The sequence below is a fragment of the Arthrobacter sp. NicSoilB11 genome (genome assembly GCF_019977375.1).
Lineage (GTDB): Bacteria > Actinomycetota > Actinomycetes > Actinomycetales > Micrococcaceae > Arthrobacter.
Genome location: NZ_AP024657.1, coordinates 3,823,035 through 3,847,136, shown reverse-complemented (window position 1 = coordinate 3,847,136; position 24,102 = coordinate 3,823,035). Strand labels below are relative to the sequence as shown.

The window sequence follows — 24,102 nt, the reverse complement described above, 5'->3', positions numbered from 1 at the left end:
GGGATGAAAACGGGGTGGCGCTACTTGGCGGCGTCGGTCTCCACGGTGACTTCGTCGTCCTCGCGGCCGGGGGTGCGCAGATTCCAGCGCTTGATGACGAAGGAGAAGAGGAAGTAGTAGATCGCCGCGTAGCCAAGTCCTATGGGGATGAGCAGCCAGCCGTTCTGTGATTTGCCGAAGTTGAGGACAAAGTCGATCAGGCCTGCAGAGAATGTGAACCCGTGATGGATTCCCAGCGCGTTGACCAGGGCCATGGACGTTCCGGTCAGGACGGCGTGGACGATGTAGAGCGGGAAGGCCACGAACATGAAGGAGTACTCAAGCGGTTCGGTGATGCCGGTGAAGAAGGCGGTCAGTGCGGTGGAGAGCATGATGCCGCCGACGATCTTCTTCTGCGAGGGCTTGGCGTGGCGCCAGATGGCAAGCGCTGCTGCAGGCAGGCCGAACATCATGATGGGGAAGAAGCCGGTCATGAAGATGCCCGCGCTGGGGTCTCCGGCGAAGAAGCGGTTGAGGTCACCGCGGACCAGGTGGCCCGAGGCGTCGGTGTAGTCGCCGATGAGGAACCAGACGCCGGAGTTCAGGATGTGGTGCAGTCCCGCGGGGATCAACATGCGGTTGGCGAAGCCGTAGATCCCGCCGCCGGCAACAGCATTGCTGGCCACGGCCTGGCCCACCGCGGAAAGGCCGGCGTTGAAGAGCGGGTAGGCCAAGGCAAGGACGACGCCGGCTACCAGGCTGGAAACGGAGGTCAGGATGGGCACCAGGCGGCGGCCGCTGAAGAATCCAAGGAAGTCCGGCAGTTTTGTGCGGTAGAAGCGCTGCCACAGTGATGCGGAAAGCAGGCCCACCACAATGCCGGCCAAGACGCCGTAATTGATCATCGCCTGCTTGCCGGCCGGGTCAACCTGTCCTGCCAGGACCAGCGGGGACATGGCCTTGAAGACGCCGTCGATCACCATGTAGCCAACGACGGCGGCCAAAGCAGTGGAACCATCAGCCTTCTTGGCCCAGCCGATGGCAATGCCCACCGCAAAAATGAGCGGCAGCCAGGTGAAGACCGCATTGCCGGCTGCGGAGATGACGGCGGCGCCGCCTTCGAATCCAGGAATGGCGCCAAGCAGGTCGGCCTGGCCAATGCGCAGCAGGATGCCTGCGGCGGGAAGAACGGCGATGGGCAGCATCAGGGTGCGGCCCAGGCGCTGCAGTGTGGCAAACGCCTTGTTTGGCTTCTTTTCGGGAGCCAAGGCGGCGGTCTCGGATGTTGACATGGTTGCACCTCTGCGGGTTCGGGTGGGGCTTGTAAAGGAGGGGTTCCAGCCGGTACTGTCTGGTTATGACCAGTTCAGTGTGATTCATCCCACGAGTACCTGTCAAGGCAATGGGAAATCCCGCCGGGCCATTCAAAAGGCCGGTGGTGGAAGCCATAATTGGTCGCACTTGGGCCGCCGGCCCCGGTGAGGAAGCAGTGCTCCCAGCGGGCACCATCAGAAAGGGCAACCATGTCCAAAGCAGAAAAGATCATTGAAGGACTGGGCGGCGCCGGCAACATCGTGGAGATTGAAGCCTGCATTACCCGCCTTCGCACGGAGGTTAAAGATGGTTCCCTCGTGAACGAGGCCTCCTTGAAGGCCGCCGGAGCCCACGGCGTGCTGACCTCCGGCACGGCTGTCCAGGTCATTGTTGGCCCGGAGGCCGACAACCTGGCCGAAGACATCGAGGACCTCCTCTAGTGGGTCAGTCCCTGGTGGTGCTGGCACCCATCGCGGGTACCGTAATTCGCCTTGCCGAAGTCCCGGACCCTGTGTTCGCCGGCCAGATGGTGGGTTCCGGGGCCGCAGTGGAACCGCCGGCGGGCGAGATGTTCGACGTCGTGTCCCCCGTAGCGGGAAAGGTGGTCAAGCTGCTGCCGCACGCCTTTGTTGTGGTTGAGTCCTCGGGGCGCGGCGTCCTCACCCATGTGGGCATCGATACGGTCAAGCTCAAAGGCGAAGGCTTTAAGCTTCTGATTGCCCAAGGCGACACTGTCGACGCCGGCGCTGCCGTCATGCGTGTCGATCCCACCGCCGCCCTTGCGGCAGGTTACTCGATGGTGAGTCCCGTCGTCGTCCTCGATACCAAGCCGGACGTGGCAACGCTTACTGGAGCCGGCACGGTCACCGCCGGCCAGGAGCTGTTCTCGCTGGACTAGGGGTTGGCTTCTAGAGCCGGACTTCCATGTTCAGCGAGTAGCGGTCGGAGCGGTACCACGAACGTGAATGTTCGATGGCAAGGGGGCCTGAATAGGACACCCGGTCGAAGGCCAGCACCGGCGCCCCCGTGCCGGTTCCGAGGAGCGCCCCCACATCCGCGGGGGCGCCCTCGGACCGCACGCTCTGCCGTGCCCTGTCGATCTGGTGCCCGAACTGCGCGGCGAGGGCTTTGTAAACCGAGCCGGTCAGGTCGATGTCCAGAAGGCCGCGGGCATGTTCGGGGTTGTACCAGGCGTCATCCACGCTGACCGGCCGGCCGTCTGCCAGGCGGAGGCGCTTCAAGTGGATGGCCTCGGAGCCCGGCGGCAGGCTGAGCGCCTCTGCCGTATCCGCGGGGGCAGCGCCCGCTTCGGCCACCAGCACCACCGTACTGGGCACGTGTCCCATCGCCTCCATTTCCTGCGTGAACGAGGCCAGGTGGAGTGTTGACTGCACTGGGGAATCCGCCACGAAAGTACCCTTCGCCGGAACCCGGACCAGGTGCCCCTCGTTGACCAGGCGGCCGATGGCGGCGCGGACTGTAATGCGGCTGACACCGTAGGAGTCCATGAGCGTCCGCTCGCTGGGAAGCCGGGCGCCGGGCTCCAGTTCCTCTTTGGCGAGCTTGAGTATGATCAACCGCAGCTGCTCGTGCTTGGGGACCTGGGTGTTATTGATGGCCGTGGCCGCCGCTCCGGCGGTGCTCCTTGATGTGGCGGACAATTGAGGCCCCTCCTGCTGCTGGATAAGTCCGGTCCGGACCACCTGCTTGGATTATTCCACAGGCGCGGGCCGCGGGGGGCCGCCCGGCCACCTTTGTTGCCGGGCCGGGCGTTAGCGCACCAGTTCCGCATCGCGGGGCGCGGCAGGCTGCCGTACTGCCCTGGTGCGCAGTGCGAGCATGAGCACCGCACCCAGCAGGGCGGGCGCCGCGAAGGCAATGGCGGCTACGGGGACGCCGCCGCCTAAGCCCACCAGCAGTGCGCCGTAGGTTGGGCCTGCGATGGCTCCGATGCGTCCCACAGCAAGTGCCCAGCCAAGGCCGGTGGCGCGGGTGGCGGCAGGGTAGAACTGGGCGATGTAGTCGTTGATCATGTTCTGCGTGCCCAGGCCGCCGAAACCTGCGACGGCGGCGAGCACCGTCATGAGCGCGGCCGGCGGGTTGGCGGACATCAGGAGCAGGGCTGCCGATGCACTGGCGAACCCCACCACCACCAGCGGCCCGGGCCCGAACTTCTGGCTGGCCACAGATGCCAGGACGGTGCCGACCACGGCACCCACCGAGTAGGCCAGCAGGAATGACACAGAGGATCCGACGCCGAACCCGGCAGTGCGCATGATCTGCGGCAGCCACGTGCTGACGCCAAAGATGGTCAGCAGGCTCAGGAGAGTGATGCCCCACAGCAGGACTGTGGTCTTGCCGGTGCCGTTGGCGAAGAGGGCGCGCGTGGGAGAGACCCGCACGGCTGTGGCCGGGACTTCCGTGGTGCGGGGCAGCCCGTAGGCGGCCTCGATGCTGTCGGCCTCTGCGGTGCGGGACCGGGTCCGCAGGAACGACGGTGACTCCGGCAGCAGGAACCAGGCGAAGGGAACGATCAGCAGCCCTGCGGCACCGATCGCGTACACCGGGCGGAAACCACTGGACTCCAGGACAGCGAGGGACGTCAGCGAAGCGGCAACAGTACCCGTTGCCGGCCCGGTCAGCACCGCACCGAGGACCAGTGACTTCTTCCCCGGCGGCGCGAATTCATTGGTGAGGGCTACCGCCGTCGGCAGCAGGCCGCCCACGCCGAAGCAGGCGATGAAGCGGAACGCTGCGAAGAGCTCCCAGCTGGGTGCCATGGCGCAGGCGAGCATGGCCAGCGAGAACAACGCCAGGGCGGACACAAAGATCCGGCGGCGGCCAAGCCGGTCCGTGAGCGTACCCACGATGAGTGAACCGAGCAGCATCCCCACCAGCGCCAACGAGCCCACCGCGCCTGCCGCGGCGGGCGTGACATTGAAGGGCGGCTGCCCGATCAGGGCGGGGAGGGTGGCGCCGTAGACGTAGAGGTCGTAGCCGTCGGCGAGCAGGCCAAGCCAGCACAGCACGAAGATACCGGCCAGGGATTTGCTGGGGGCATTGGAGTTCATCATTGATTCCAATCGGGTCAAGGGACGCTGGCTGTATGCCTGCGGGACGTCCATCAGCTTGGCCTGCTGCAGCAGCCCTGCGAACGGTCTTTTCACTGGGTGAAAAGCCTCTTTGTGGCGGGGCCCACACCGCCCAGTCTTGAAGGACGCAACGGATGGAGGCAGAGATGGCGGGAGCGGGCAGGGCGGCAGCCGCCGCGCCCACAGAGGCCGCCACGGGTCTTCCGGGCACGCCCGTACTGGTGCGGGCTCTGAGCCTTCTTGCCCAGTTTACGGAACAGCGCCGTGCCCTGAATCTGTCCGAACTTTCCCGCCAGGCCGGACTTGCCCCTGCCACGGCCCTGCGGCTGGTGCGGCACCTGACGGAGTGGGGCGCGCTGGAACGCCTCGAGGACGGCCGCTACGTGGTGGGTGTGCGCCTCTGGGAAATTGCCTCGCTCTCGCCGCGGGGCCACGGGGTGCGGCAAATCGCCCTGCCTTACCTTGAGGATCTGTACGAGGTCACCCGGCATCACGTGCTGCTTGCCGTCCGCGAAGGCACGGACGCGGTCCTGATCGATCGGCTCTCTTCCCGGACCGCGACGGAGGTGGCTTACCGGGTTGGCGGACGCATGCCGCTGGGGACCACCGCCGTCGGGCAGGTCCTGCTGGCCCACGCCGCTCCGGAGCTGCTGCAGGAACTGCTTTCGCAGCCGGCGCCCCCAGGGGTGCCGGGCAGTGTTTCGGGTGCCGGGAGTCTCCCGGCGGCCCGGCTTCGCGGTGTCCTGGCAAACGTAAGGCAATCCGGCGTCGCAGTGGTTCGGCGGGACCATCCCTCCCGCACTGTCTCCGTCGCCGCACCCATTCATGGGGCTGCCGGCGATGTAGTGGCTGCATTGTCCATTGTGGTCCCGGATGCCCAGACGCCGGCGCATGAGCTGGTGCCGCTGGTCAGGGCCGCCGCGCGGGCCATCTCGCGAAGCCTCGGCCACCAGGCGAAGGCCAGCGGAGCATGGCGGCACCCGCAGCTCCAGGAGCCGGGCCACCCCCCGGCCTGACACTTGGCGTCCTCCCGGCGCTCGCCAATCCCGCCGGTTTTGAGACCGTTCCGTTATTTGCGTCCCGCCTTTCACCCTTTACGCTTGAAACTACTAAGCATGCTGTCTATTTCGGAGGTTAACCCTGATGCGAAAAGTTTCTGCGCTTGGAGTGGTAACTGCGGCGATGCTGGCCTTGGCCGGCTGTTCGGGAGGAGGCGGCGGAACTGCCAGCCCGTCAGGCACGGCAACGACGTCGGCATCCGCCTCTGCCAGCCAAACCGCCAACGCCAAGGTGTACTCGGAGGACGAGCTCCGCGACCTCATTTCGGGCATGAAGGACGCTGACGGCAACGAACTCAAGCTGTACTCCAAGGAGCAGGTTGACCAGGGCGGAAACATTGCCAACCTGCTCATGAGCACGGCAACCATCGACCCCAAGGACTGCAAGGACATCGCCACCGCCGGCTTGCTGGACAAGGTGGAAAGCGGCGACGTAGCCGTGGCGCTTTCCGAGGGCAACCAGCCGCGCACGCTGTCAGCACAGTCCGGCAGCCAGGGCCCCGACGCCGTCAAGACACTGAGTGACATCAGCGGCAAGATGAACCAGTGCGCCAAATTCTCGGTCTCCGCCCTTGGCCAGAAGTACGACGTTTCCAGCCAGGAGCTGAAGGCGGACACTGACGCTGATGAGACCTTCGCAACCGTCAGCACCCGCAGCGGCGACAACCAGCAGAAGCTGATGCAGGTTTCCGCTGCCCAGGGGCGCCTGTTGGTGGTTGCCACCAAGGGCGGCACCGATCTGGGCGACAAGGACCAGAAGGAGCTTGAGGAGCTCATTAACGACGTGTTGAAGAAGGCCGAAGGCGGCGCAACGTCCAGCCCCACCTCCACCAGCTCGTCCGGTTCTTCCGGCACGTCATCGCCGGGCAGCTCGGCGTCGTCCACTGCCTCGTCCACCTCGTCGGCGACGATGACCTCGGGCAGCGGTTCCTCGTCGTCGGCCTCCCCGACGGCGTCGCGGTAGCGGCACCAACTCCGCAATATTGAAACGGGGCGGGCCAGGACAATTACTGTCCTGGCCCGCCCCGTTCTCTCGTTGCCCGGCGCCCTACTTGGCTTTGCCGCTCAAGCCGACGCTGGCGCTTGTGTTTTCCGGCAACTCGGAGACGACCTCCCGTGTTGGTGCGCCCCGGAACTTCGGTGATGGGTCCTGTCCCGCTGTAAGCCGCTGCAGCTCCTGCCCCTCAAAATCCTCTTCCTTGCCCAGCAGGATCGCAGAGTCGTGGTTGGTGATCTCACCCTTGAAGGCGCGCAGCATGACGCTGCGGTCAAACTGGCCTTCCCACTTCGAGACAACGAAGGTGGCAACACAGTTGCCCAGCAGGTTGACTACGACGCGCATTGAGTCCATGAGCCGGTCTGCGCCAAGGAGCAGTGCCACGCCGGCCACCGGGAAGATACCCAGTGCTGCAGCAGTGGCGGAAAGTGCGAGGAACGAGGAGCCGGGAACTCCCGCCATGCCCTTGGACGTCAGCAGCAGTACGCCAAGGGCGGCCAGCTGTTGGCCAAGGTCAAGGTGGTGGCCGAAGGCCTGGGCCAGGAACAGCAGGGAGATCGAAAGGTAGATCGCGGCCCCATCGAGGTTGAAGGAGTAACCGGTGGGCACCACAAGGCCGGTGGTGGCACGGGAGCAGCCCGCGTTGGTCAGTTTGGTCATGATCCTGGGCATCACCGCTTCGGTTGATGCGGTGCCCAGGGCCAGGAGGAACTCCTCCCGCGTGTACTTCAGGAACTGCCAGAGCGGCACCCGGGCAAACCCCCAGGCCACGACGAACAGCAGGCCGATGAAGACCAAAGCGGCGCCGTAGCAGGCTGCGATCAGGACCGCGTAGGTGCTCAGGGTATCCAGCCCGTACTGGCCGATGATGAATGCCATGGCGCCGAAGGCGCCCAGCGGGGCGACCTTCATGATCCATGCCATGATCTTGAAGATCAGTTCCAGGATGGTTTCCATGACGTTGATGACCGGCAGGCACTTTTCGCGCCCGATCACTACGATGGCAGCACCAAAAAACACTGAGAAGAAGAGCACTTGCAGGAGGCTGTTGCTGGCAAATGCGCCGATGACGCTGGCCGGGATGATGTCCAGAATGAAGGACGCTGCATCCTTGGGTGCCGCGGACCCGGTCTTTGCGTCCAGGTCTGCCTGGGAGAGCGTCGACGGGTCGATGTTCAGGCCGGCTCCGGGCTGGACGATGTTTCCCACAATGAGTCCGAAGACCAGGGCGAACAGGGTTGCTCCCGTGAAGTAGAGCAGGGCCTTTACCCCAACCCTTCCGACCGCCTTGACGTCGCCTACGGCTGAAATTCCGGTAACGATCACCAGGAAGATCAGCGGCGCGATGATCATTTTGATGAGTTTGATGAAGCCATCTCCGAGCGGCCTCAGTTGTGATCCAAGGTCCGGCCAGAAATGCCCGATGAGGACACCTGCCACGACGGCGATCAGAATCTGGAAGAAGAGCGACTTGTACAGCGGCTTCCTCTTCGCGGGCACCGAACTCGCCTTCAGTGCCTCAGGGTTTGGGATCTTCATTGACCTTTGCCTATCAATCGGGAACAGCCCGTTTTCGGGGCCGTTTCCAACGTAATCCTCGTCACACTAATTCCGCAAGAGGAAAACCAAATTCCGCTATGTGGAATGTTAAATAGTGTTTGTGACTGCGACCCCGTCGAGTCGTGAGCGCAACTCGGCCATCAACTGCTGTGCGGGGACGGAGGCGTCCAGCTTCACGAAGCGCGCGTACTCCGGCAGGTCCCGGTATCCCGACTGGAATGCGGCGAGGTCATCAAGGCTCTCTGAGTCAGTGCCCCGGACAATGATGCGGTGGTGCGCCTCGACGGGGTCGATGTCCAGATGGAAGATGGCGTCCGGTTCCGGCAGGCGGGCCAGCAGCCACGGAAGGAACCGGCCGCGTGGCAATCCGTTGGCGGTCCGCAGTGCCAGCTGGCAGTGGAGGTGCCGGTCCATGATTACCAGGCCGTCGAACCGGCTGGCGCGCAGGTGCGATACCAGTACGTTGCCCACCCGGAGGGCGGTTTCGACGGCGTCGGCCAGTTTGGCGGGCAGGCGCACTCCCAGCCTGGCGGACAGCAGGGACATGACCCGCCGGCCCGCGTGGTTGCTCAGGAGCAGCGCACGGCCGCCCTCCGCCCGCACCGACGACGCCAAGGCGCGGGCCGCCGTCGACTTCCCTGATCCGTCGATACCCGTCAGCACAATGATCATCCGGCCTCCTCCCGCCGCCTTGTTCAACGCCGGGGGAGGGCGCAACGTCCCGGGTGAGCTGCAATTCACAGCTGGGGGACAGAGTCCGGGGCGGCAGGTCAAGGAAGTGAACAGCAAAGCGGGCCGCTAGATGCTGACGGGCCGCCTGATGGTGGAAAAGGACCTACATGATGCCGGTGGGTACCAGCAGGGCCCACGCCAGTACCGGTGCCACCAGCACCACGCCGCCTGCGTAGAACATCAGCTGCTTGTAGACGCGCTGCCGGTCGTCGTCGCGGGCGTTGGCCACTACGAGTGCTCCGTCCGTGGAGAAGGGGGATACGTCGACGACGGTGGCTGCGATGGCCAGCGCGGCCACGGTTCCGGAGGCGCTGAGCGAGCTGGTGGCCAGGAGTGGGCCGGCCAGCGGGATGAAGGCGGTCAGCAGGGCGGTGGAGGACGCGAAGGCCGAGCCGACACCGATCACGTAGCAGAGGACCAGGGCGATCAGCAGCGGAGCCCCCAGGGCCAGGGCGTGCTCGGCAAGCGTGTCGATGACGCCCACGTGCTCCAGCAGGGATACGTACGTGATCATGCCTGCCACCAGCAGGACGGTGGACCAGGAGATGCCGCCGATGAAGGTCTTGTGTTCCTTGATGTTGATGAACGCGAGCAGGAGGCCGGCGGAGAGGGCCACGAAGCCGATGGGCATGTGGAAGCCGAGGGTGCACACCAGCATTGCCGCGATCAGCGCCAGCGTCAGGATCTGCTGGCCGTGCGGGCGTCCGGCGGAGGAAGTGTCGATGTCCACGTGCAGCCCGCTGGCACCGTCGCGCAGTTTGCCGATCAGGGCGAACAGGACGATGGTCAGCACCGAGAGGATGAGGTTCAGGGCGAAGCTGGCAATGAACAGGCCGCCCTGGGAAATCGGGAAGTCGTTCTTCAGTGCGATGTTGTGGACCAGCACGCCGGCCACTGACAGCGGGGAGAATCCGCCGGCGTGTGCGCCGTTGATGATGAAGGCGCCCATGACCACGGGGTGGATGCGCGATTCGTAAGCGAACCCGATCGCGGCCGGTGCCAGCAGCGCGATGGCGGCCGGGGAGAACGTTCCGAGCGAGGTCAGCGCGGCGGCGACCAGGAAGAACACCCACGGCAGCAGCATCGTCTTGCCGCGGACAATCCGCACACATCCCTTGACGATGATCTCGATGGTGCCGTTGCGCTGGGCCATGCTGAAGAAGTAGGTGACGCCGATGATGGTGAGGACGATGGTGGCCGGGAACTCCTCGAGGATCTGCTTGTCAGACATCCCGAGCATGAAATAGCCGACGCCGAATGACGCGACGAGTCCCATCACCCCGATGTTCAGCGGCCATTTGGTGGCGACGACGAACATCACCACGAGGATCACCAGCGGGATGATCTGGACAGCGGTCATGGTCGGCTCCGGGTCCGTGGCGGCCGCCTGGTTGAACATGCCGCCGGCAACGAGGGCAATCACACCCAGGATGGCCAGGCCGGCCACCACCCACAGCAGGATACGACGGCGGAGGTTGCCTTCCACTCAACACTGCTGGAAATCGCGCGGGAACGGGCCGGCGACTACCTCCAGACCGTAGGCTGGAAGCCGGTCGGGGGTTCCCCGGCCGGTACAGCAGTTCCCAGGTGAAAGGCAGGACCATGACCGTTTCCAGCGACGATCCCCAGAACACCGCAGACCTCCGCGGGCCGGGCGACCCGGACGGGGCCAAGGACGAAACCAAGGACGACGTCACCAAGGCCCCGCAGTCCGGCCAGCACCTGGAACAGCCGGGAGCATCCAACATCCGCGAGGAACAGCAGGGCCATGCTGCCGGAACGGTCCCGGCATCGTATGTGGGCGGCGAAGAGGCCGACCCGGAACAGAAGCCCGAAGAGGCGCTGGCGGAGCCGGGCGCCTGGGATGACGAAGTCTGACAATGATCACCCGCGCTGACATCGACAAGGCCGCGCAGCGGACAGCGGGCCTTGTCCGCAGGACGCCCGTCCTGCAGGCGGATGCGGGCACCGCCGCCGGCCCGGTCTGGTTCAAATGCGAATTCATGCAGCACACGGGCACGTTCAAGGCCCGGGGCGCGCTGAACCGGATCCTGGCCAGCAAGGAACGGGGTGAACTGCAGGCGGACGTGGGGGTGGTTGTTGCATCCGGCGGGAACGCGGGCCTGGCCAACGCCTATGCGGCGGCCCAGCTCGGGGTGCCTGCAACGGTCTTCGTTCCTGAAGCGGCACCGGCCGTCAAAGTCGGCAAGCTCAGGGCCATCGGTGCCACCGTGGTCCAGGGCGGTTCAGAGTACGCGGCCGCCTACCAGGCCGCCATTGCGCACGCAGAGAAGACCGGCGCCATCTACTGCCATGCCTACGACCAGCCGGAAATTGCCGCCGGCGCCGGGACGGTGGGCTCCGAATTGCTGGAACAGGTGCCGGACGTGGACACCGTCCTGGTGGCCGTGGGCGGTGGCGGCCTGATGGCGGGAGTAGCCGCCGCCGTCGAAGGCTTGGCCAAAGTGGTGGCTGTGGAACCGGAAACTGCGCCCACCCTCCACGCCGCCCTGGCGGCAGGGGAACCGGTGGACGTCCCGGTATCGGGCGTCGCCGCGGACTCCCTGGGTGCCCGTAGCGTTGGTGACATCGGCTTCTCCGTCGCGGTCCGCTGCGGCGTCGGGAGCGTCCTGGTCTCCGATGAACATATCATCGCCGCCCGCTCCGCGCTGTGGAACGACTACCGGATCGTGGTGGAGCACGGTGCCGCAGCCGCCTACGCCGCGCTCGCCTCCGGCGCCTATGTGCCCGGAAAGGACGAACGCGTTGCCGTCATCCTTTGCGGCGCCAACACGGATCCGGCCACGCTCTAGGCCGGAGACAGAGATAGGCCGGAGACAGAGAAAGGACCGGCCGCCTGTCCCGCAGGCGGCCGGTCCCTTCAGAAGATTGTCTAGCCGCCGGCCTGGCCGCAGAACTTGCTGTAGGTGCTGCCGGCTTCCTGGTAGCCCGACTGCAGATCGGCCAGCTTGTCCTTGTCCGGGTTTTCCTTGGCCTGCTCGTCCGTGTACGCCAGGATCGAGGCCAGGGCGGGCTTGAGATCGTCCGAGGCAACGGCGTGGATGGGTCGGATCTGGTTGGCGAGGTTGTTCATCCCCGTCTTGCCGGCGTTGTTGGCGGGGTTCGACACAACGGCCTGGATCCGCTCGCAGGTTTCAGCGGTGGACAGTTGGTGCGTGGCGGAGCAGGCCGTGGCGGAGGCAACGAGGCCGGCGGCAAACAGGGCTGTGGCGAATTTCTTCATGGGTCCCTCAGTAGTGGTCAGAGGTTTCGATTGTAAGCAGATTGGGTAGGCCGATGCCTTCGCAAGCCCAATACATGCGCTTAAACTGGCAGCACCAATCGTGCGGAGCTTCCGCAGATGGGCCCCGCGCGCATCGACCCAGACTAAGGAACAAGCATGCGCCATCCAGTACGCCACGGTGCCGCCGCAGGGCTCGTGGCCTCTTTTTCATTGCTTCTTCCCACTGCCCTTCCGGCGTCGGCTGCTCCACCGTCCGGGGAGATAGTGCTCGACGGCGCCACCTCCGCCGAAGGCATCGCGGCAGGGGAGGGCAGGACTTTCTATGCAGGGGAACTCACCACGGGCGATATTTTCCGCGGCGACATCCGCAAGGGCACGGCAACCCGCTTCATCGATGCACCGGCAGGCCGCGCCGCCGCCGGGATGAAGGCCGATACCTGCCACCACCTGCTGTTTGTGGCGGGCGCCAACACCGGCAAGGCATTCGTCTACAACACCGACACGGGCAAGCCGGTTGCCGATATCCGCCTGGCCCAGGGATTCATCAACGACGTCACCCTCACCAGTGACGGGGCCTGGTTCACCAACTCAGCCGCCGCGGAGCTCTACTTCCTGCCGGTCGGCGGGGACGGGGAACTGGGCAAAGTGAAGACCCTCAAGCTCAGTGGCCCGGCGGCGGACGTCAAACAGGGGTTCAACCTCAACGGCATTGCGGCCGTGCGGGACGGCAAAATGCTCATCGTGGCCCACTCCCTCAACGGAGCCCTCTACACGGTGGACCCCAGGACCGGGGATAGCGCTGCGATCAAGGGCGTCAAGGTTCCTTATGTTGACGGCATCCTGGTGCGCGGCGACAACCTTTGGGCCGTCCAGAACCAGCTGAACCAGATAGCGCGCATCGACCTCTCCGGCGACCTGGCTTCCGGCGAGGTACGGGACACGATCAAGAGCAGCGACTTCAATGTGCCTACAACGGTCGCCTTGTTCGGGAATACGCTCGCCGCGGTCAACGCCCAGTTCAACCAGCCGCCCAGCCCGTTCGAAGTGGTGCTGGTACCGGCCTGGAACCGTTAAACACAGAACTGGCTGGCAGTAGGCACTGCCAGCCAGTTGTCGGACGGGACGAATCAGAGAGTCCGAGTAGCCTTTTCCAAGTTGTCCTTCAGCTCAACGGCGTTCTGCCTCTTCACGTAGGCAGGACGGTCCCGCTCCACGCGCCAGCTCTCGGACAGCGGCCCCACGTTAACCGTGTCGAAACCGAATTCGTCGTACAGCCGGGTCACCAGGTCCGCGGCTTCCTGGTAGTCGCTGGCGGTGGCCAGGGCGCGCCGGTTTTCCGTGCCGTCCGGAGTTCCGTCCGTGGTGATGTCCTTTGCCATGATGTGGTTGAAGCCCTTGGCCACCTTTGACTGCGGGAGGTGCTCCTGCAGCAGACCGGAGGTGGTGGCTTCGCCGTTGTCCAGGGCGGGGATCCTGCCGTCCCGCTCCCAGTAGTAGTTGTTGGTATCGATCACAATCTTGCCGGCCAGCGGCTCCACCGGGATGTCCTTGTAGTTCTTCAGCGGCACCGTGACCACGGCGAAGTCGCCGGCCGCTGCTGCTTCAGCCGGCGTGGCGGCCCGCGCCCTGGGGCCAAGTTCCGAAACCAGCTCCTGGAGGGTTTCGGGCCCACGGGAGTTGCTGATGACTACGTCGTAGCCCAGCTCCACGGCCTTCCGTGCAACCTGGCTGCCAATATGTCCTGCACCGATGATTCCGATTGTTGTCATATGGGCGGCAACGCAGGTCCCCGCGCAGATATTTCAGCGGCCTGCAGGGAATAAATAGGCGGTTAGCCGCCTACTTTCCCAGGTACCGGCCCGGCCGGTGGTTCAGGGCGAGGACCAGGTTCAGGAGGGTGGCGCCGGCCGCGGACAGCAGCACCATCAGGGGCGGAACGAGTGCCAGGGCCGCCAGGACGATGGCCACGTCCAGCACCATCTGCACGTACCCTGCGCGCCATTTCAGCTTTTCCTGCAGCAGCAGGGCCAGGATGTTGAAGCCGCCCAGGCTTGACTGGTGCCGGAACAGGATCAGGAGGCCGACGCCGGCGAGCAGGTTTCCGCCCAGCACGCCATACACGGGGTCAATGTGCAGGGACCCCAGGGCCGCCGGGTGCAGGCTGGCCATCACGGACACCAGGGAGATCGCGGCGCCGGTGCGGAGGGCGAAGTTCCAGCCCTTCTTCCACACCGCCAGGGCGAAGAACGGCAGGTTCACTGCGAAGAAGATGACGCCAAACGGCAGTGCGACCGAATAGCTGAGCAGCAGTGCGAGGCCGGCGGTGCCGCCCGTCACGGCCCCGCTCGACTTGAGCAGGAACAGCCCCAGCGACGCCGCGAAGGTGCCGGTCAGGATGCCCAGGACGTCCTCAACCACGGAATGACGGACGGCCGACGGCGGCGCTGAAGGTGCCGCCGTCGGCCCTTCCATGTGCCGGGCTGGGGCAGGGGTTGCGGCAGCCGGTGTTTCTGTTGTGGTGCTCACTGGGCCGCGGCCGCCTCACGCAGGAACCGCCCGCGGTTGGCCAGGACAGCAAGGACCCTGTCGTTGGTGGCCCGGTCCGCCAGCGTGATGCGGACCCCGTCCACGGCGTAGCCGCGCACCAGGATGTCGGCGTCGGCCAACGCGTCCACGAGCTGCACACGCACATCATCGTCGGCACGCAGCCAGTAGAAGTTGGCCTGGCTGTCCGGCACATCCCAGCCATAGTCCCGTAGCGCGCCGATGACCCGGGTGCGTTCCCGGGCCACCGCCTCGGTCCGCTCAAGAATTTCGTCCCCGGCGGCCAGCGAAGCAACCGCGGCCGCCTGCGCCATCCTGTTCACGCCGAAGGGGACGGCCGTCCGGCGGAGGCCCTCAGCAATTTCCGGCCGGGCAATGGCGTACCCGATCCGCAGGCCCGCCAGCCCGTATGCCTTGGAGAAGGTGCGCAGAATGCACAGGTTGGGGTAGCGGCGGTAGAAATCGAGCGAGTCGACGCCTGGTCCACGCTGGAATTCGACGTAGGCCTCGTCCAGTACCACCAGCACCCGCGGCGGAACGGAGCGGAGGAACTCCGCAAGGTCCGCGGGGCTGATGGACACACCCGTGGGGTTGTTGGGTGAGCACAGGATGACCAGGCGAGTGCGGTCCGTGATCGCCGCGGCCATGGAGTGGAGATCGTGCTGCTCGGTGGCCAGCAGCGGCACGGGGACCGAAACGGCGCCCGCCACTGCCACCAGGATGGGGTAGGCCTCGAAGGAGCGCCACGCGTACACCACCTCGTCGCCCTGGCCGCAGACTGCGGAAATGATCTGCTGCAGGACGCCGGAGCTCCCCGGTCCGGCGGCGACTTCCCCGGCGCTGACGCCGAACTGCCTGGCAATGGCGTCCCGCGCCTCCACCGCACCCATGCTTGGGTAACGGTGGATCCTGCCCGCCTCGGCCGACATTGCCTCAATGACGGACGGCAGGGGAGCAAAGTGGCTTTCATTCGAGGCCAGGGCGGCGGTCAGGTCAGACTGCGCGCTCTTGCCGGCCAAGTAGGCGGGAAGTTGGGCGACGGCGGTACGGACCTCGGGTGCCTGGGTTTCGGGAAGGGTGCTGGTCATGGAGAGCATGCTCCCGGAGCGCAGGACGTTTGCGCAACACAACTGTGTGCAGGAGGACAGATCCGGTGCGCAGGGACTGCAGGGGTGGCAAAATGCTCAGTATGCACCGCATTGATGCCCTTGACGCTGAGATCCTCCTCACACTTGACCGGGATCCGCAGGCCACGGTCCTGTCCCTCTCCAGGACGCTGGGCGTTGCCCGCAATACGGTGCACGCCCGGCTCCGCCGGCTGGTCAACGACGGCAGCCTGGCGCCCTTCAGCCAGCGGGTGCGAACGGAAGCGCTGGGCCTGCCGCTGATTGCCTTCATCTCGATCTCCATCAGCCAGTCCGCCAGCGACATTGCCGTGGCAGCGCTGCAGACCATTCCGGAAATCATCGAGATGCATGCCACCACCGGGGACGCGGACCTGCTCGCCAAGGTGGCCGCAAGGGACCCCGCCGACCTGCACAGGATCACCAACGCGATGCTGGCGATTGACGGCGTCGTCCGCACCAGCACGGCCATGTCCCTGGTGGAAGTCATGCCCACCCGCACCCTGCCGCTGCTGCAGGCGGCGACGGGGAAGCAGTGAATCCAACGAGGTGGGAAACAAACGCAATGGAACAAAATCTCCCAATTACTTCCGTCACACTATTGACCATATTTGTCATGCGCTGATAAACCTAAAGGGCAGAAAGCGTTTCCCCGCGGCTTCCATCCCTCCTCCACATCACTCGGGAGGGAGATCCTTGGCGTGAATGAAACGTTCCAAACTGACGTGCGGCAGACTCAGCTGCCGCCGCATCAAAGGAGATGTTCTTTTGGCACAACCCTCAATGTGTTCCCCGCAATCCCCAGCGGGCAGGGCCTGGAAGGCCGCGCCGGCCGCAGCGGCGGCAACGCTCGCCGCAGCACTGGCCTTCACTGGCGTCCCGCTTGCTGCTGCTGATCCCGGCCAGGCCGGGCCGGCCGCCCAGGCCAGCCCCGCCGCCCCGGCACCGTCCGGGCCCACCCGCCAGGTGGAAACCCTGGACCGTGCCCCCGTGGCTGTGCTCACGGACCGGGGCGTCACCCTGGGTTGGCGGATGCTCGGCCTGGACAAGGACAGCGTGGGCTTCCACGTCATCCGTGACGGCGTCCAGATCACCGACGAGCCCATCCGCAGCACCACCACCTATGTGGATCCTGCGGGAACGGCGGCCTCGAAGTACGTCATCAAGACGGTCGGGAACGGCAACGGGCAGGACAAGCTCAGTGCCGAATTCAGTCCGCTGGCGCAGAACTACCTGCCCATCAAACTGGACAAGCCCGCCGACGGCGTCAGCAAGGACGGCAAGCCGTACACCTATACGGCCAACGATTCGAGTGTGGCGGATCTGGACGGCGATGGGGCCTACGAAATCATCCAGCTCTGGAACCCGTCCAACGCCCAGGACAACTCCAAGTCCGGCTACACCGGCAATGTGTACGTGGACGCCTACAAGATGGACGGCACCAAGCTTTGGCGAATCGACCTTGGCCGCAACATCCGTGCCGGCGCCCATTACACCCAGATGCTGGCCTATGACTTCGACGGCGACGGCACAGGCGAAGTGGCTTTCAAGACTGCGGACGGCACCACCGATGCGGCGGGGACCGTCATTGGCGATGCTGCGGCTGACTACCGCAACAGCGCCGGCTACGTCCTGTCAGGGCCGGAATTCCTCACTGTGTTCAACGGTGCCAGCGGCACCATTATGGACACGGTTCCCTATGATCCGCCGCGCGGGAGCGTAGCCGCCTGGGGTGATAGTTACGGCAACCGCGTGGACCGTTTCCTTGCCGGAGTGGCGTACCTCGATGGTGAGCACCCGTCCATGATGTTCAGCCGCGGCTACTACACCCGCACGGTCCTGGTCACCTACGACCTGGTCAACGGCAAACTGGTCAAGCGGTGGAAGTTCGATTCCGACGTGGCCGGGGCCGAATACAAGGGCCAGTGCAATCACAACCTGTCTGTGGCGGACGTGGACCAGGATGGCAAGGATGAGTTCGTCTTCGGCTCCATGACGATCGACGACGACGGCACGCCGCTGTACAACACCAAGCTGGGCCACGGCGACGCCATCCACACCGGCGACCTTGACCCCTCGCGGCCGGGCTTTGAGACGTTCGCCGTACACGAGAGCATGTCCGCGAGCGGCAATCGCGGTGCCACCTTCCGCGACTCCGCCACCGGTGAAGTGCTCTGGAGCATTCCCGCTGTCAAGGACACCGGCCGAGGCGCCACCGGCGACATCGACCCCCGGTTCCCAGGCTCGGAAAGCTGGGCCGTGGGCGGTGACGCTGCCTGGAACTCACCGGCGGGGTTCCTGATGTCGGCCAAGGGCGAGCGGATTTCGGACAAGATCCCGGCGGCCAACTTCATGGCCTGGTGGGACGGCGACCTGCTGCGGGAAATCGTTGACCACGACTTCAATGCCGAGGCAGGCGTGGGCGTACCCACCATCTCCAAGTGGAACTGGGAAACCGAAACCAGCGACCGGCTCCTGACAGCCACCGGCGCTAGGACCAACAACGGCACCAAGGGCAACCCGTCACTGCAGGCCGACTTGCTGGGTGACTGGCGCGAGGAACTGGTGTTCCCCTCCGCCGACAGCACCGAGCTGCGGATCTACACCACCACCTCGCCCACCGAGGTCCGGCTCCGCACACTGATGCACGACCCCATGTACCGGACCGGCGTGGCCCGCGAGACGGTCGGCTACAACCAGCCTCCGCACCCCAGCTTCTTCATCGGTGAGGGCATGCAGACGCCGGCCTCACCGGCTGTCTTCTACGCAGGCAAGGCCAGGTAAGCCGCCACCAGTGACGGCAAAGCGCCGCCCGCCTTTGGGGGAAAGGCGGGCGGCGCTGGTTCTTCGGTTGGGACGGGTCAGTGGCCGCCGAGGTTGCCACCCACAGGCGGAAGGCCGCCGTCGGCGTTGCGGTCGTCCTCGCGCCGTTCGCCGGCGCTCAGGTTTTCGCCGGCAACCGTGTCATCGGACTCGCCGGTGGTGTCCACGAGGCCGTTGGTCTGGTCAAAAGCGTGGCCGATCCTGTCATCGCCCAGGTCGGCGACCGAGCCGGTGGAGCCGGCCCCCGACGTCGTGCCTGGGGTTGTGGTGTCAGTTGTCCCCGTGCCCGGGTAGGCGCTGCCGGTGGTGGCGCCGGTGGTGAGGGGCTCCGCGGGCACAACCGGTTCTGCCGGGACCGCGGGAGTGGTCTGCGTAACCGTCACGTCACGCGTTTCGGTGTCTTCCTTGTTGCCGCTGGCAGCCATGGCCGCTGCTGCGCCCGCAGCCGCTGCGATGCCGACGCCGGCCGCAACCTTGCCGGAGACGCCGGCCTTGCCGGAATCGCCGCGGGAGCCCCCTGCATGTTCAACACCGGGCGTGCCCACAGCTGAGCCGGCATTGACGGATCCGCGCCAGGCGCCGCTGGCGTAGCCTTCGTCCTCAATAAATTCCTTGAACTTCTGCAGGTCCGATTCCGCCTGCCGGTCCACGACGTTGAGCTTGTCGCCCACCTTCTCGATCAGGCCTTCGGGCTCGTATTCGAGGCTCAGCCGGGTGGAGGTCTGGCCGCCTCCCACGTCCTCGAACTCCACAGCGCCGGCGTTCGTGGCACCTTCGGTCGCGGCCCACGCAACTTTGCGGTCCGGGACCTGCTCCAAAATCTTGGCTTCCCATTGCCTGCGGACGCCGCCGATCTCGGCCACCCATTCCAGCCGGTCGTCACTGAGCTGGGTCACGCTCTTGACGCCGCCCATGAAGTGCGGGAATTCCTCGAACTGGGTCCACTGGTTATAAGCGGTGCTCACCGGTACGTTCACCAGAATGCGTTTTTCCACCTTCGTGCTCATAACGTCTCCTTCGCTTTGCTACCGGAAACCAATGACTCGGGAAGAATCATCAGCATGCTTACTAACATACCTTTTGATCTTGGATGTTTCCAGAGTCCAACTTGGTCATGGGGGAAAACGGACGACGGCGGCACCCGGCCAGGTGCCGCCGTCGCGGTTTTGTGCCACGCAGGAGTGTCAGTCCAGGTACCGGCCCACGAGCGCCAGGTTCTGGATGACTGCCAGCCCGAACTGGGCGGTGTCATTGGTGGACACCGTCGGCGCCTCGTCCACGGGCGCCAACACGTGGGGCGGCTCGATTTTCCGCAGGGTGAAGGCCGATTCGTGGTTCAGGTGCTCCCCGCCTTCGGCAAAGCTTTCCCATGCCCGGGCTGCCAGTTCTGGGTCCTGCAACCTTGCCGCCGCGTAGGCCGTCAGCCTGCTGTGGGCCTGGGTGAGATGGATGCCGTCGAGCGGCTGGCCCACGGCTTCCACCTGTTCCTCCTTCGATGCCAGAAAGAGCCGGCAGTACTGCAGCCAGGACCGCTCGAACTCCGGGTCCGGCACCAGGTCCACCAGCTCGCTGCAGATTTCCACCAAGCCGAACACCGCGCTGAGGTGTGAGACCTGGATCTGCTCGCGGCCGGAGTCGAACCGGCCCTTGTCCAGGTCATACAGCGCTTCACCGGTGAGGAAGCCGTACTTGAGCGCCCCGATGTCCGCCATGGTGCCCAGCAGCCGGTCGCGGGAACGCGGGTTGCCGGTGCGTTCCCAGTCCGTCAGCCAGGTTGCGGCGAGGGAACCCCAGTCCGTCCCCAGCCCCACGCCAAGTGCGCCGCGGTTGGGGCGGTAGGTGTCGGCATCCGGGCGGACCTTGCGCACGGGGTCAAGACCCAGGAAGTTCTGGTCGCTGTCCACCAGTTCGGTCAGCAGGTCCCCGGTGCGCTCGTCCGCCGTCAGGTAGTAGTAGAAACGCCGGTAGGCCGGCGTGCTGATCCGCAGCTGCTTGGCGCTGCAGCCCCAGTGCTGGACGTTGTGCCGTGAGCCGAGCCCCTTCCAGGGACCCAGGTGGTAAACGTCCACTTCTCCCGTGTGCCGGGTCATGGCCTCGGCAAAGCGGAAGACTTCCGCCCGGCCGGAGCGCAGGTAGGAGTACCAGAGCCACAGGTCGGGGGACAGTTCCGAATTGTCCCAGGCGTAGCCGCCCACGTCGTACCGCCACACGTGCCGGTCAAAGTCGTAGGTGTGCATCACGTCGCCGTAGTTCCAGAAGCCGTACCAGCGCCGCTGTTCCACCTGGCCGGCGTAGAAATCGAACAGGAAGTCCAACCGGTCTTCAAGCACGGCCCGCGCGGGAGTGCTCCGGTCCACCGGATCCCAGTCGCCAAAGACGCCCGCCGAGTGCAGATACTCCGGTGTGGCCTGCAGCAGGGCCGGGGTGGCAGCGGAGGCGGCGTCGGCCGCGAGGCTTTCGGTGGGCGCGGTGGCATCGTAGGCGAACAGGGTCAACTCGTGGGTGCGGGCAATTCCCGTGGGGTTGCCGAAGCCCGGCTCATAGTCCTCATACGTGATTTCCAGGCCGTCGAGCTGTTCCTCGAACGTTTCCTGGCCCAGGCCGTCGTGGTAGAAACGCAGGTCCATGGGCTGGGCCTCGGGGGAGAACAGCCACGCCGTGAGCGAGGCCTCTCCGGTGGCGGCGCCGCGGATGTCCAGCTGGCCCGGGTGGGACTGCCAGAAGTCCTTGATGCCCACCCCGAGTCCGCCGCGGGTATCGCTCAGGGAGCAGAAGCCGCCGGCGCGGGTGCCGCCGGTGATTCCCACCCAGCCGTGGCCGGCGGCGGTGCGCTTGCGCAGCTCGAATCCGTCGGCGCTGAGCTGGCTGAGGGTGTAGTCGCCCCACGTGGGAACCAGGTGGAGGCGGGTCGAGACGTCAGGGTTCCAGGTATCCGGCGGGGGAGTGGGGCGGCCGTTAATCTGCGCCTCCCGTACGTCCCCGCCCGGGTCGCGGCGGAGTCCGGTGAGGCCGCGGACTGCCTCGGCGAGGAACCCGCCGTCGGCTCCGGCGATGCGGATGTGCCGGTTGTGCAGCTCCGCCGCCAGTGGCACCGTGAACCGCACGCCCAGTCCTGCCAGGAAGTCCTGGTCCGCGTCTCCGTCCCAAATGAAAGAGTGCACCATCCGCACGCTGCGGGCGTTGGCATGGAAGTAGAAGCGGACCACAAACGGCAGCCAGTCCCGCTTTCCGCTTTCTGGAGTGTCCGGACGGTGGTTGCCTTCCAGCCGCACCACCGCCCGCACGGGGCCGCTTTGTTCCAGGACGACGGCGGTGACCCCGCCGGTGAAGGCGTCCCGGCCAACCGTTCCCGCGCCCTCGGGGACGCTGTCCTGCAGCAGGCTGACCAGCCGGGCGTCCCGGGCAACTTCCCGCCCGTTCCGGGAAAGGGTGCTGAACAGGGTGGAACCGCCGCGGTTGATCACCATCTGCAGGACGCCGGTGTCCACGGTGAGGGTGTCCGCACTTTCGGTGACCGTGACGGACGCGCCGGCCGACGACGGCTGGCTGGGTTCGGCGGCCGTGCCGCCGTCGGCCCTCACCTGATAGGTGTCCGAGGGCGTGTCCGTTGCTGGCAGCGCAATGCCCGCCCACTTCAGGGACCCGTCCGGCCAGGTGGCCAGGGGCCAGGCCTGGCTGGGGACCGGCGTGCCGCTGCCGTCCGCAACTGACAACGCCTCCACACCTTGCGCGGTGCCGCGCGGGAACGGCATCCCCCACGTGGTTCCGCCGCTGATTTCTGCGGGTGCCTGCCCGTCGATCCACCTGATGAGGGTGTTGTCCGTCATGTCATCCAATTCCACTGGTGATTGCTGCGCGCGGAAGTCCCGATAGTGGGAAAGCGCTTTCTCGATGACCTACAACGTAGTAGACAGGTGGCGTGCGTGCAAGGGGATTTTGCCAGGCGGGACGGTTGGCTGCTGGGCCGGGGCTGGCGTCCGGGCGGCTATTTCCTGGCGGGGTCCCCGTCGTCGTCTGCTCCCTCGGCGGGGTCCTGGGAGTGGACGCGGATGTCGGCAGGGTCGGCGTCCGGATCGCCTTCGGCGGGCGATTCAGCGTGGACCCGGTCGTCGTCGTCGTTCCGTGAGCGATCTTCAGTCATGGCTGCTCCTCGTGGCGCTGGTTCGCGGTACCCCTCATTCAGCGCTCCGCTCCATGACGTGTCAAGGACCTCCCACGCACTCTGGCCGCAGCAGGGCTTGTGTGCTGGACTGGTGAAGCAGTGAGCACCAACCGCCGTTTCTTCGCCCCTCCGGGCTGCTGGGACGGCGCCATTTCCAACCCAAACCGACCCAGCCGGCGCGGCCCGGCTGTTGGAAAGGACCACTCATGGCAACGTACAAGATCGGATATTTCGTGGGCAGCCTGGCCAGCGGTTCCATCAACCGGGTTCTGGCCAAGGCCCTGATCAAACTCGCGCCCGGGGAACTGGAATTCACGGAGATCCCCATCAAGGACCTCCCGCTGTACAGCTACGACTATGACGCCGACTTCCCGCCGGAGGGCCGGGCCCTCAAGGAAGCCATCGAGGCCGCGGACGGGATCCTCTTCGTGTCCCCGGAATACAACCGCTCCATCCCGGGAGCCCTCAAGAACGCCATCGACTGGGGATCCCGGCCCTGGGGCACCAACTCCTTTGCCCGCAAGCCCACCGGCATCATCGGCGCCTCACCTGGCAGCATCGGGACGGCCGTGATGCAGTCCTCCATGCGGGCCGTCCTGAGCTTCCTGGACGCACCGCAGCTGAATGCGCCGGAGGCCTACGTCAAGTACGATCCCAAGGTTTTCGGCGACGACGGCGAGGTCAAGGACGGGTCCACCGCCAAGTTCCTCAGCCACTACATGGAAGAGTATGCGGCCTTCGTGGCACGGGTCCTGGCCGCCAACGCGCCCGGTCACATCGGCGACCTGGAACCGGACGCCGCCAAGCTTTCCCGCTGATTCCCTGGCGGGTCTTCATAAGGCGTACGGATGCCCGCCGTCCCAGCAACGGCGGGCATCCGAGTCTTTATGCCGGCATTGCGAGCCGGCGGGTCAGTCCAGCGGCAGCGTCACCGTCACACTGGTGCCCTGGCCGGGGCTGGAACTGATCTCCACAGCGCCGCCCGCTTCCTGCACGGCGACCGCCATGAGCCGCAGGCCGTAGCCGTGGTGCCGCCCGCTCTTGGCGAGGATGCTGTCGAAGCCCGTGCCGTCGTCGGCCACTACCAAGCGGATGCCGTGGTCAACAGCCGCCAGCTGGATGCTGAGCGTGGACGCGGACGAGAATTTGAACGCGTTGCTGAGCGCCTCCCGGGCCGACTGGTACAGGAGGGACGCGCAGTCCGCCGGGATCTCGACGCCCCAGTGCGGAGTATCCCAGTGGACCGAGGTCCCGCGCTGCCTCAGAGGGGCGGTAAGCCGGTCAATGCACCCGGCCAGTCCCAACGTGTGGAAATCCAGCGGCTGCTTGTCCGTCAGCACGCCTCCCACGGTTGTGACCTCGTTGTCCAACGCTGTTCTGCTTCCCATGACTTCCTGCTCCCCACAAGCTGGTTTGGTCCTATGGCTAAAGCGTGGACCTGCAATGTCTAGGGATGGCAAGGTTTGCCTCAAG

General features: G+C 65.7%; 24 protein-coding genes. 10 read left to right on the top strand and 14 right to left on the bottom strand.

Annotated features, from left to right (window positions below):
* Positions 1-20: 20 nt before the first annotated feature.
* Positions 21-1,271 (bottom strand): PTS transporter subunit EIIC, encoded by a 1,251-nt coding sequence (locus tag LDO14_RS17960; protein ID WP_018770723.1) that lies wholly within the window; start codon positions 1,269-1,271, stop codon positions 21-23.
* Between the two features lie 231 nt (positions 1,272-1,502).
* Between LDO14_RS17960 and LDO14_RS17955 the strand changes: the two genes are divergently transcribed.
* Both LDO14_RS17955 and LDO14_RS17950 read left to right on the top strand, forming a co-directional pair.
* Positions 1,503-1,733 (top strand): PTS glucose/sucrose transporter subunit IIB, encoded by a 231-nt coding sequence (locus LDO14_RS17955; RefSeq protein ID WP_018770722.1) that lies wholly within the window; start codon positions 1,503-1,505, stop codon positions 1,731-1,733.
* A complete protein-coding gene (locus LDO14_RS17950; protein ID WP_018770721.1) occupies positions 1,733-2,191 on the top strand; it encodes a glucose PTS transporter subunit IIA in 459 nt (152 codons plus the stop codon). Before LDO14_RS17955 ends, LDO14_RS17950 begins: the two co-directional genes overlap by 1 nt.
* Positions 2,192-2,201: 10 nt before the next feature.
* Here the strand turns inward: LDO14_RS17950 and LDO14_RS17945 are convergent, their stop codons facing one another.
* Together LDO14_RS17945 and LDO14_RS17940 are read right to left on the bottom strand one after the other, a co-directional pair.
* The gene (locus LDO14_RS17945; RefSeq protein WP_018770720.1) at positions 2,202-2,954 is read right to left on the bottom strand and encodes a GntR family transcriptional regulator; all 753 of its coding nucleotides are present in this window, start codon (positions 2,952-2,954) and stop codon (positions 2,202-2,204) included.
* 111 nt (positions 2,955-3,065) lie between these two features.
* A complete protein-coding gene (locus LDO14_RS17940; RefSeq protein ID WP_223992794.1) occupies positions 3,066-4,460 on the bottom strand; it encodes an MFS transporter in 1,395 nt (464 codons plus the stop codon).
* 59 nt (positions 4,461-4,519) lie between these two features.
* Between LDO14_RS17940 and LDO14_RS17935 the strand changes: the two genes are divergently transcribed.
* Together LDO14_RS17935 and LDO14_RS17930 are read left to right on the top strand one after the other, a co-directional pair.
* Entirely contained in the window at positions 4,520-5,401 is an 882-nt protein-coding gene (locus tag LDO14_RS17935; protein WP_082581751.1) for an IclR family transcriptional regulator, read from the top strand.
* 127 nt (positions 5,402-5,528) lie between these two features.
* The gene (locus LDO14_RS17930; protein ID WP_223992792.1) at positions 5,529-6,407 is read left to right on the top strand and encodes a hypothetical protein; all 879 of its coding nucleotides are present in this window, start codon (positions 5,529-5,531) and stop codon (positions 6,405-6,407) included.
* Between the two features lie 84 nt (positions 6,408-6,491).
* Here LDO14_RS17930 and LDO14_RS17925 read toward each other — a convergent pair whose 3' ends face one another.
* The 3 genes from LDO14_RS17925 to LDO14_RS17915 form a co-directional block, all read right to left on the bottom strand.
* The gene (locus LDO14_RS17925) at positions 6,492-7,979 is read right to left on the bottom strand and encodes a C4-dicarboxylate transporter DctA (RefSeq protein WP_018770716.1); all 1,488 of its coding nucleotides are present in this window, start codon (positions 7,977-7,979) and stop codon (positions 6,492-6,494) included.
* A gap of 108 nt (positions 7,980-8,087) precedes the next feature.
* Entirely contained in the window at positions 8,088-8,672 is a 585-nt protein-coding gene (locus LDO14_RS17920; RefSeq protein ID WP_056391648.1) for an AAA family ATPase, read from the bottom strand.
* A 163-nt stretch (positions 8,673-8,835) separates the two neighbouring features.
* A complete protein-coding gene (locus LDO14_RS17915) occupies positions 8,836-10,218 on the bottom strand; it encodes an SLC13 family permease (protein WP_223992790.1) in 1,383 nt (460 codons plus the stop codon).
* A 116-nt stretch (positions 10,219-10,334) separates the two neighbouring features.
* Between LDO14_RS17915 and LDO14_RS17910 the strand changes: the two genes are divergently transcribed.
* Complete coding sequence (locus tag LDO14_RS17910; protein WP_018770713.1) at positions 10,335-10,610, top strand: hypothetical protein; 276 nt, start codon at positions 10,335-10,337, stop codon at positions 10,608-10,610.
* Between the two features lie 2 nt (positions 10,611-10,612).
* Positions 10,613-11,545, top strand: coding sequence for a threonine/serine dehydratase (locus tag LDO14_RS17905; RefSeq protein WP_223992789.1), 933 nt, complete (start codon positions 10,613-10,615; stop codon positions 11,543-11,545).
* A gap of 80 nt (positions 11,546-11,625) precedes the next feature.
* Here LDO14_RS17905 and LDO14_RS17900 read toward each other — a convergent pair whose 3' ends face one another.
* Positions 11,626-11,976, bottom strand: coding sequence for a hypothetical protein (locus LDO14_RS17900; RefSeq protein ID WP_018770711.1), 351 nt, complete (start codon positions 11,974-11,976; stop codon positions 11,626-11,628).
* A 156-nt stretch (positions 11,977-12,132) separates the two neighbouring features.
* Between LDO14_RS17900 and LDO14_RS17895 the strand changes: the two genes are divergently transcribed.
* On the top strand, positions 12,133-13,050 hold the full coding sequence (locus tag LDO14_RS17895; protein ID WP_223992786.1) for an SMP-30/gluconolactonase/LRE family protein: 918 nt from the start codon (positions 12,133-12,135) through the stop codon (positions 13,048-13,050).
* Between the two features lie 53 nt (positions 13,051-13,103).
* Here LDO14_RS17895 and LDO14_RS17890 read toward each other — a convergent pair whose 3' ends face one another.
* The 3 genes from LDO14_RS17890 to hisC form a co-directional block, all read right to left on the bottom strand.
* The gene (locus LDO14_RS17890) at positions 13,104-13,745 is read right to left on the bottom strand and encodes an NAD(P)-binding domain-containing protein (RefSeq protein WP_056391642.1); all 642 of its coding nucleotides are present in this window, start codon (positions 13,743-13,745) and stop codon (positions 13,104-13,106) included.
* Between the two features lie 70 nt (positions 13,746-13,815).
* Positions 13,816-14,448, bottom strand: a complete 633-nt coding sequence (locus LDO14_RS17885; protein WP_018770708.1) for a YitT family protein — start codon at positions 14,446-14,448, stop codon at positions 13,816-13,818.
* A gap of 50 nt (positions 14,449-14,498) precedes the next feature.
* Positions 14,499-15,617 (bottom strand): histidinol-phosphate transaminase, encoded by a 1,119-nt coding sequence (gene hisC, locus LDO14_RS17880; protein WP_223992784.1) that lies wholly within the window; start codon positions 15,615-15,617, stop codon positions 14,499-14,501.
* An 83-nt stretch (positions 15,618-15,700) separates the two neighbouring features.
* Between hisC and LDO14_RS17875 the strand changes: the two genes are divergently transcribed.
* Both LDO14_RS17875 and LDO14_RS17870 read left to right on the top strand, forming a co-directional pair.
* Positions 15,701-16,183: an Lrp/AsnC family transcriptional regulator gene (locus tag LDO14_RS17875; RefSeq protein ID WP_026265990.1), complete on the top strand. Its 483-nt coding sequence runs from the start codon at positions 15,701-15,703 to the stop codon at positions 16,181-16,183.
* Between the two features lie 244 nt (positions 16,184-16,427).
* Positions 16,428-18,428: a rhamnogalacturonan lyase gene (locus tag LDO14_RS17870; protein ID WP_223995311.1), complete on the top strand. Its 2,001-nt coding sequence runs from the start codon at positions 16,428-16,430 to the stop codon at positions 18,426-18,428.
* 77 nt (positions 18,429-18,505) lie between these two features.
* Here the strand turns inward: LDO14_RS17870 and LDO14_RS17865 are convergent, their stop codons facing one another.
* From LDO14_RS17865 to LDO14_RS17855, 3 genes are all read right to left on the bottom strand, one after another.
* A complete protein-coding gene (locus LDO14_RS17865; protein ID WP_223992782.1) occupies positions 18,506-19,474 on the bottom strand; it encodes an SRPBCC family protein in 969 nt (322 codons plus the stop codon).
* Between the two features lie 177 nt (positions 19,475-19,651).
* Positions 19,652-22,309 carry a Tat pathway signal sequence domain protein gene (locus tag LDO14_RS17860; RefSeq protein WP_223992780.1) on the bottom strand — a complete coding sequence of 886 codons (2,658 nt, stop codon included), beginning with the start codon at positions 22,307-22,309 and terminating at the stop codon, positions 19,652-19,654.
* Positions 22,310-22,452: 143 nt separating this feature from the next.
* Positions 22,453-22,608, bottom strand: coding sequence for a hypothetical protein (locus tag LDO14_RS17855; protein ID WP_018770695.1), 156 nt, complete (start codon positions 22,606-22,608; stop codon positions 22,453-22,455).
* Positions 22,609-22,835: 227 nt separating this feature from the next.
* Here LDO14_RS17855 and LDO14_RS17850 point away from each other — a divergent pair, with 227 nt between their 5' ends.
* Positions 22,836-23,447: an NADPH-dependent FMN reductase gene (locus LDO14_RS17850; protein ID WP_018770694.1), complete on the top strand. Its 612-nt coding sequence runs from the start codon at positions 22,836-22,838 to the stop codon at positions 23,445-23,447.
* 93 nt (positions 23,448-23,540) lie between these two features.
* Here the strand turns inward: LDO14_RS17850 and LDO14_RS17845 are convergent, their stop codons facing one another.
* Positions 23,541-24,017: an ATP-binding protein gene (locus LDO14_RS17845; protein ID WP_018770693.1), complete on the bottom strand. Its 477-nt coding sequence runs from the start codon at positions 24,015-24,017 to the stop codon at positions 23,541-23,543.
* Positions 24,018-24,102 lie beyond the last annotated feature (85 nt).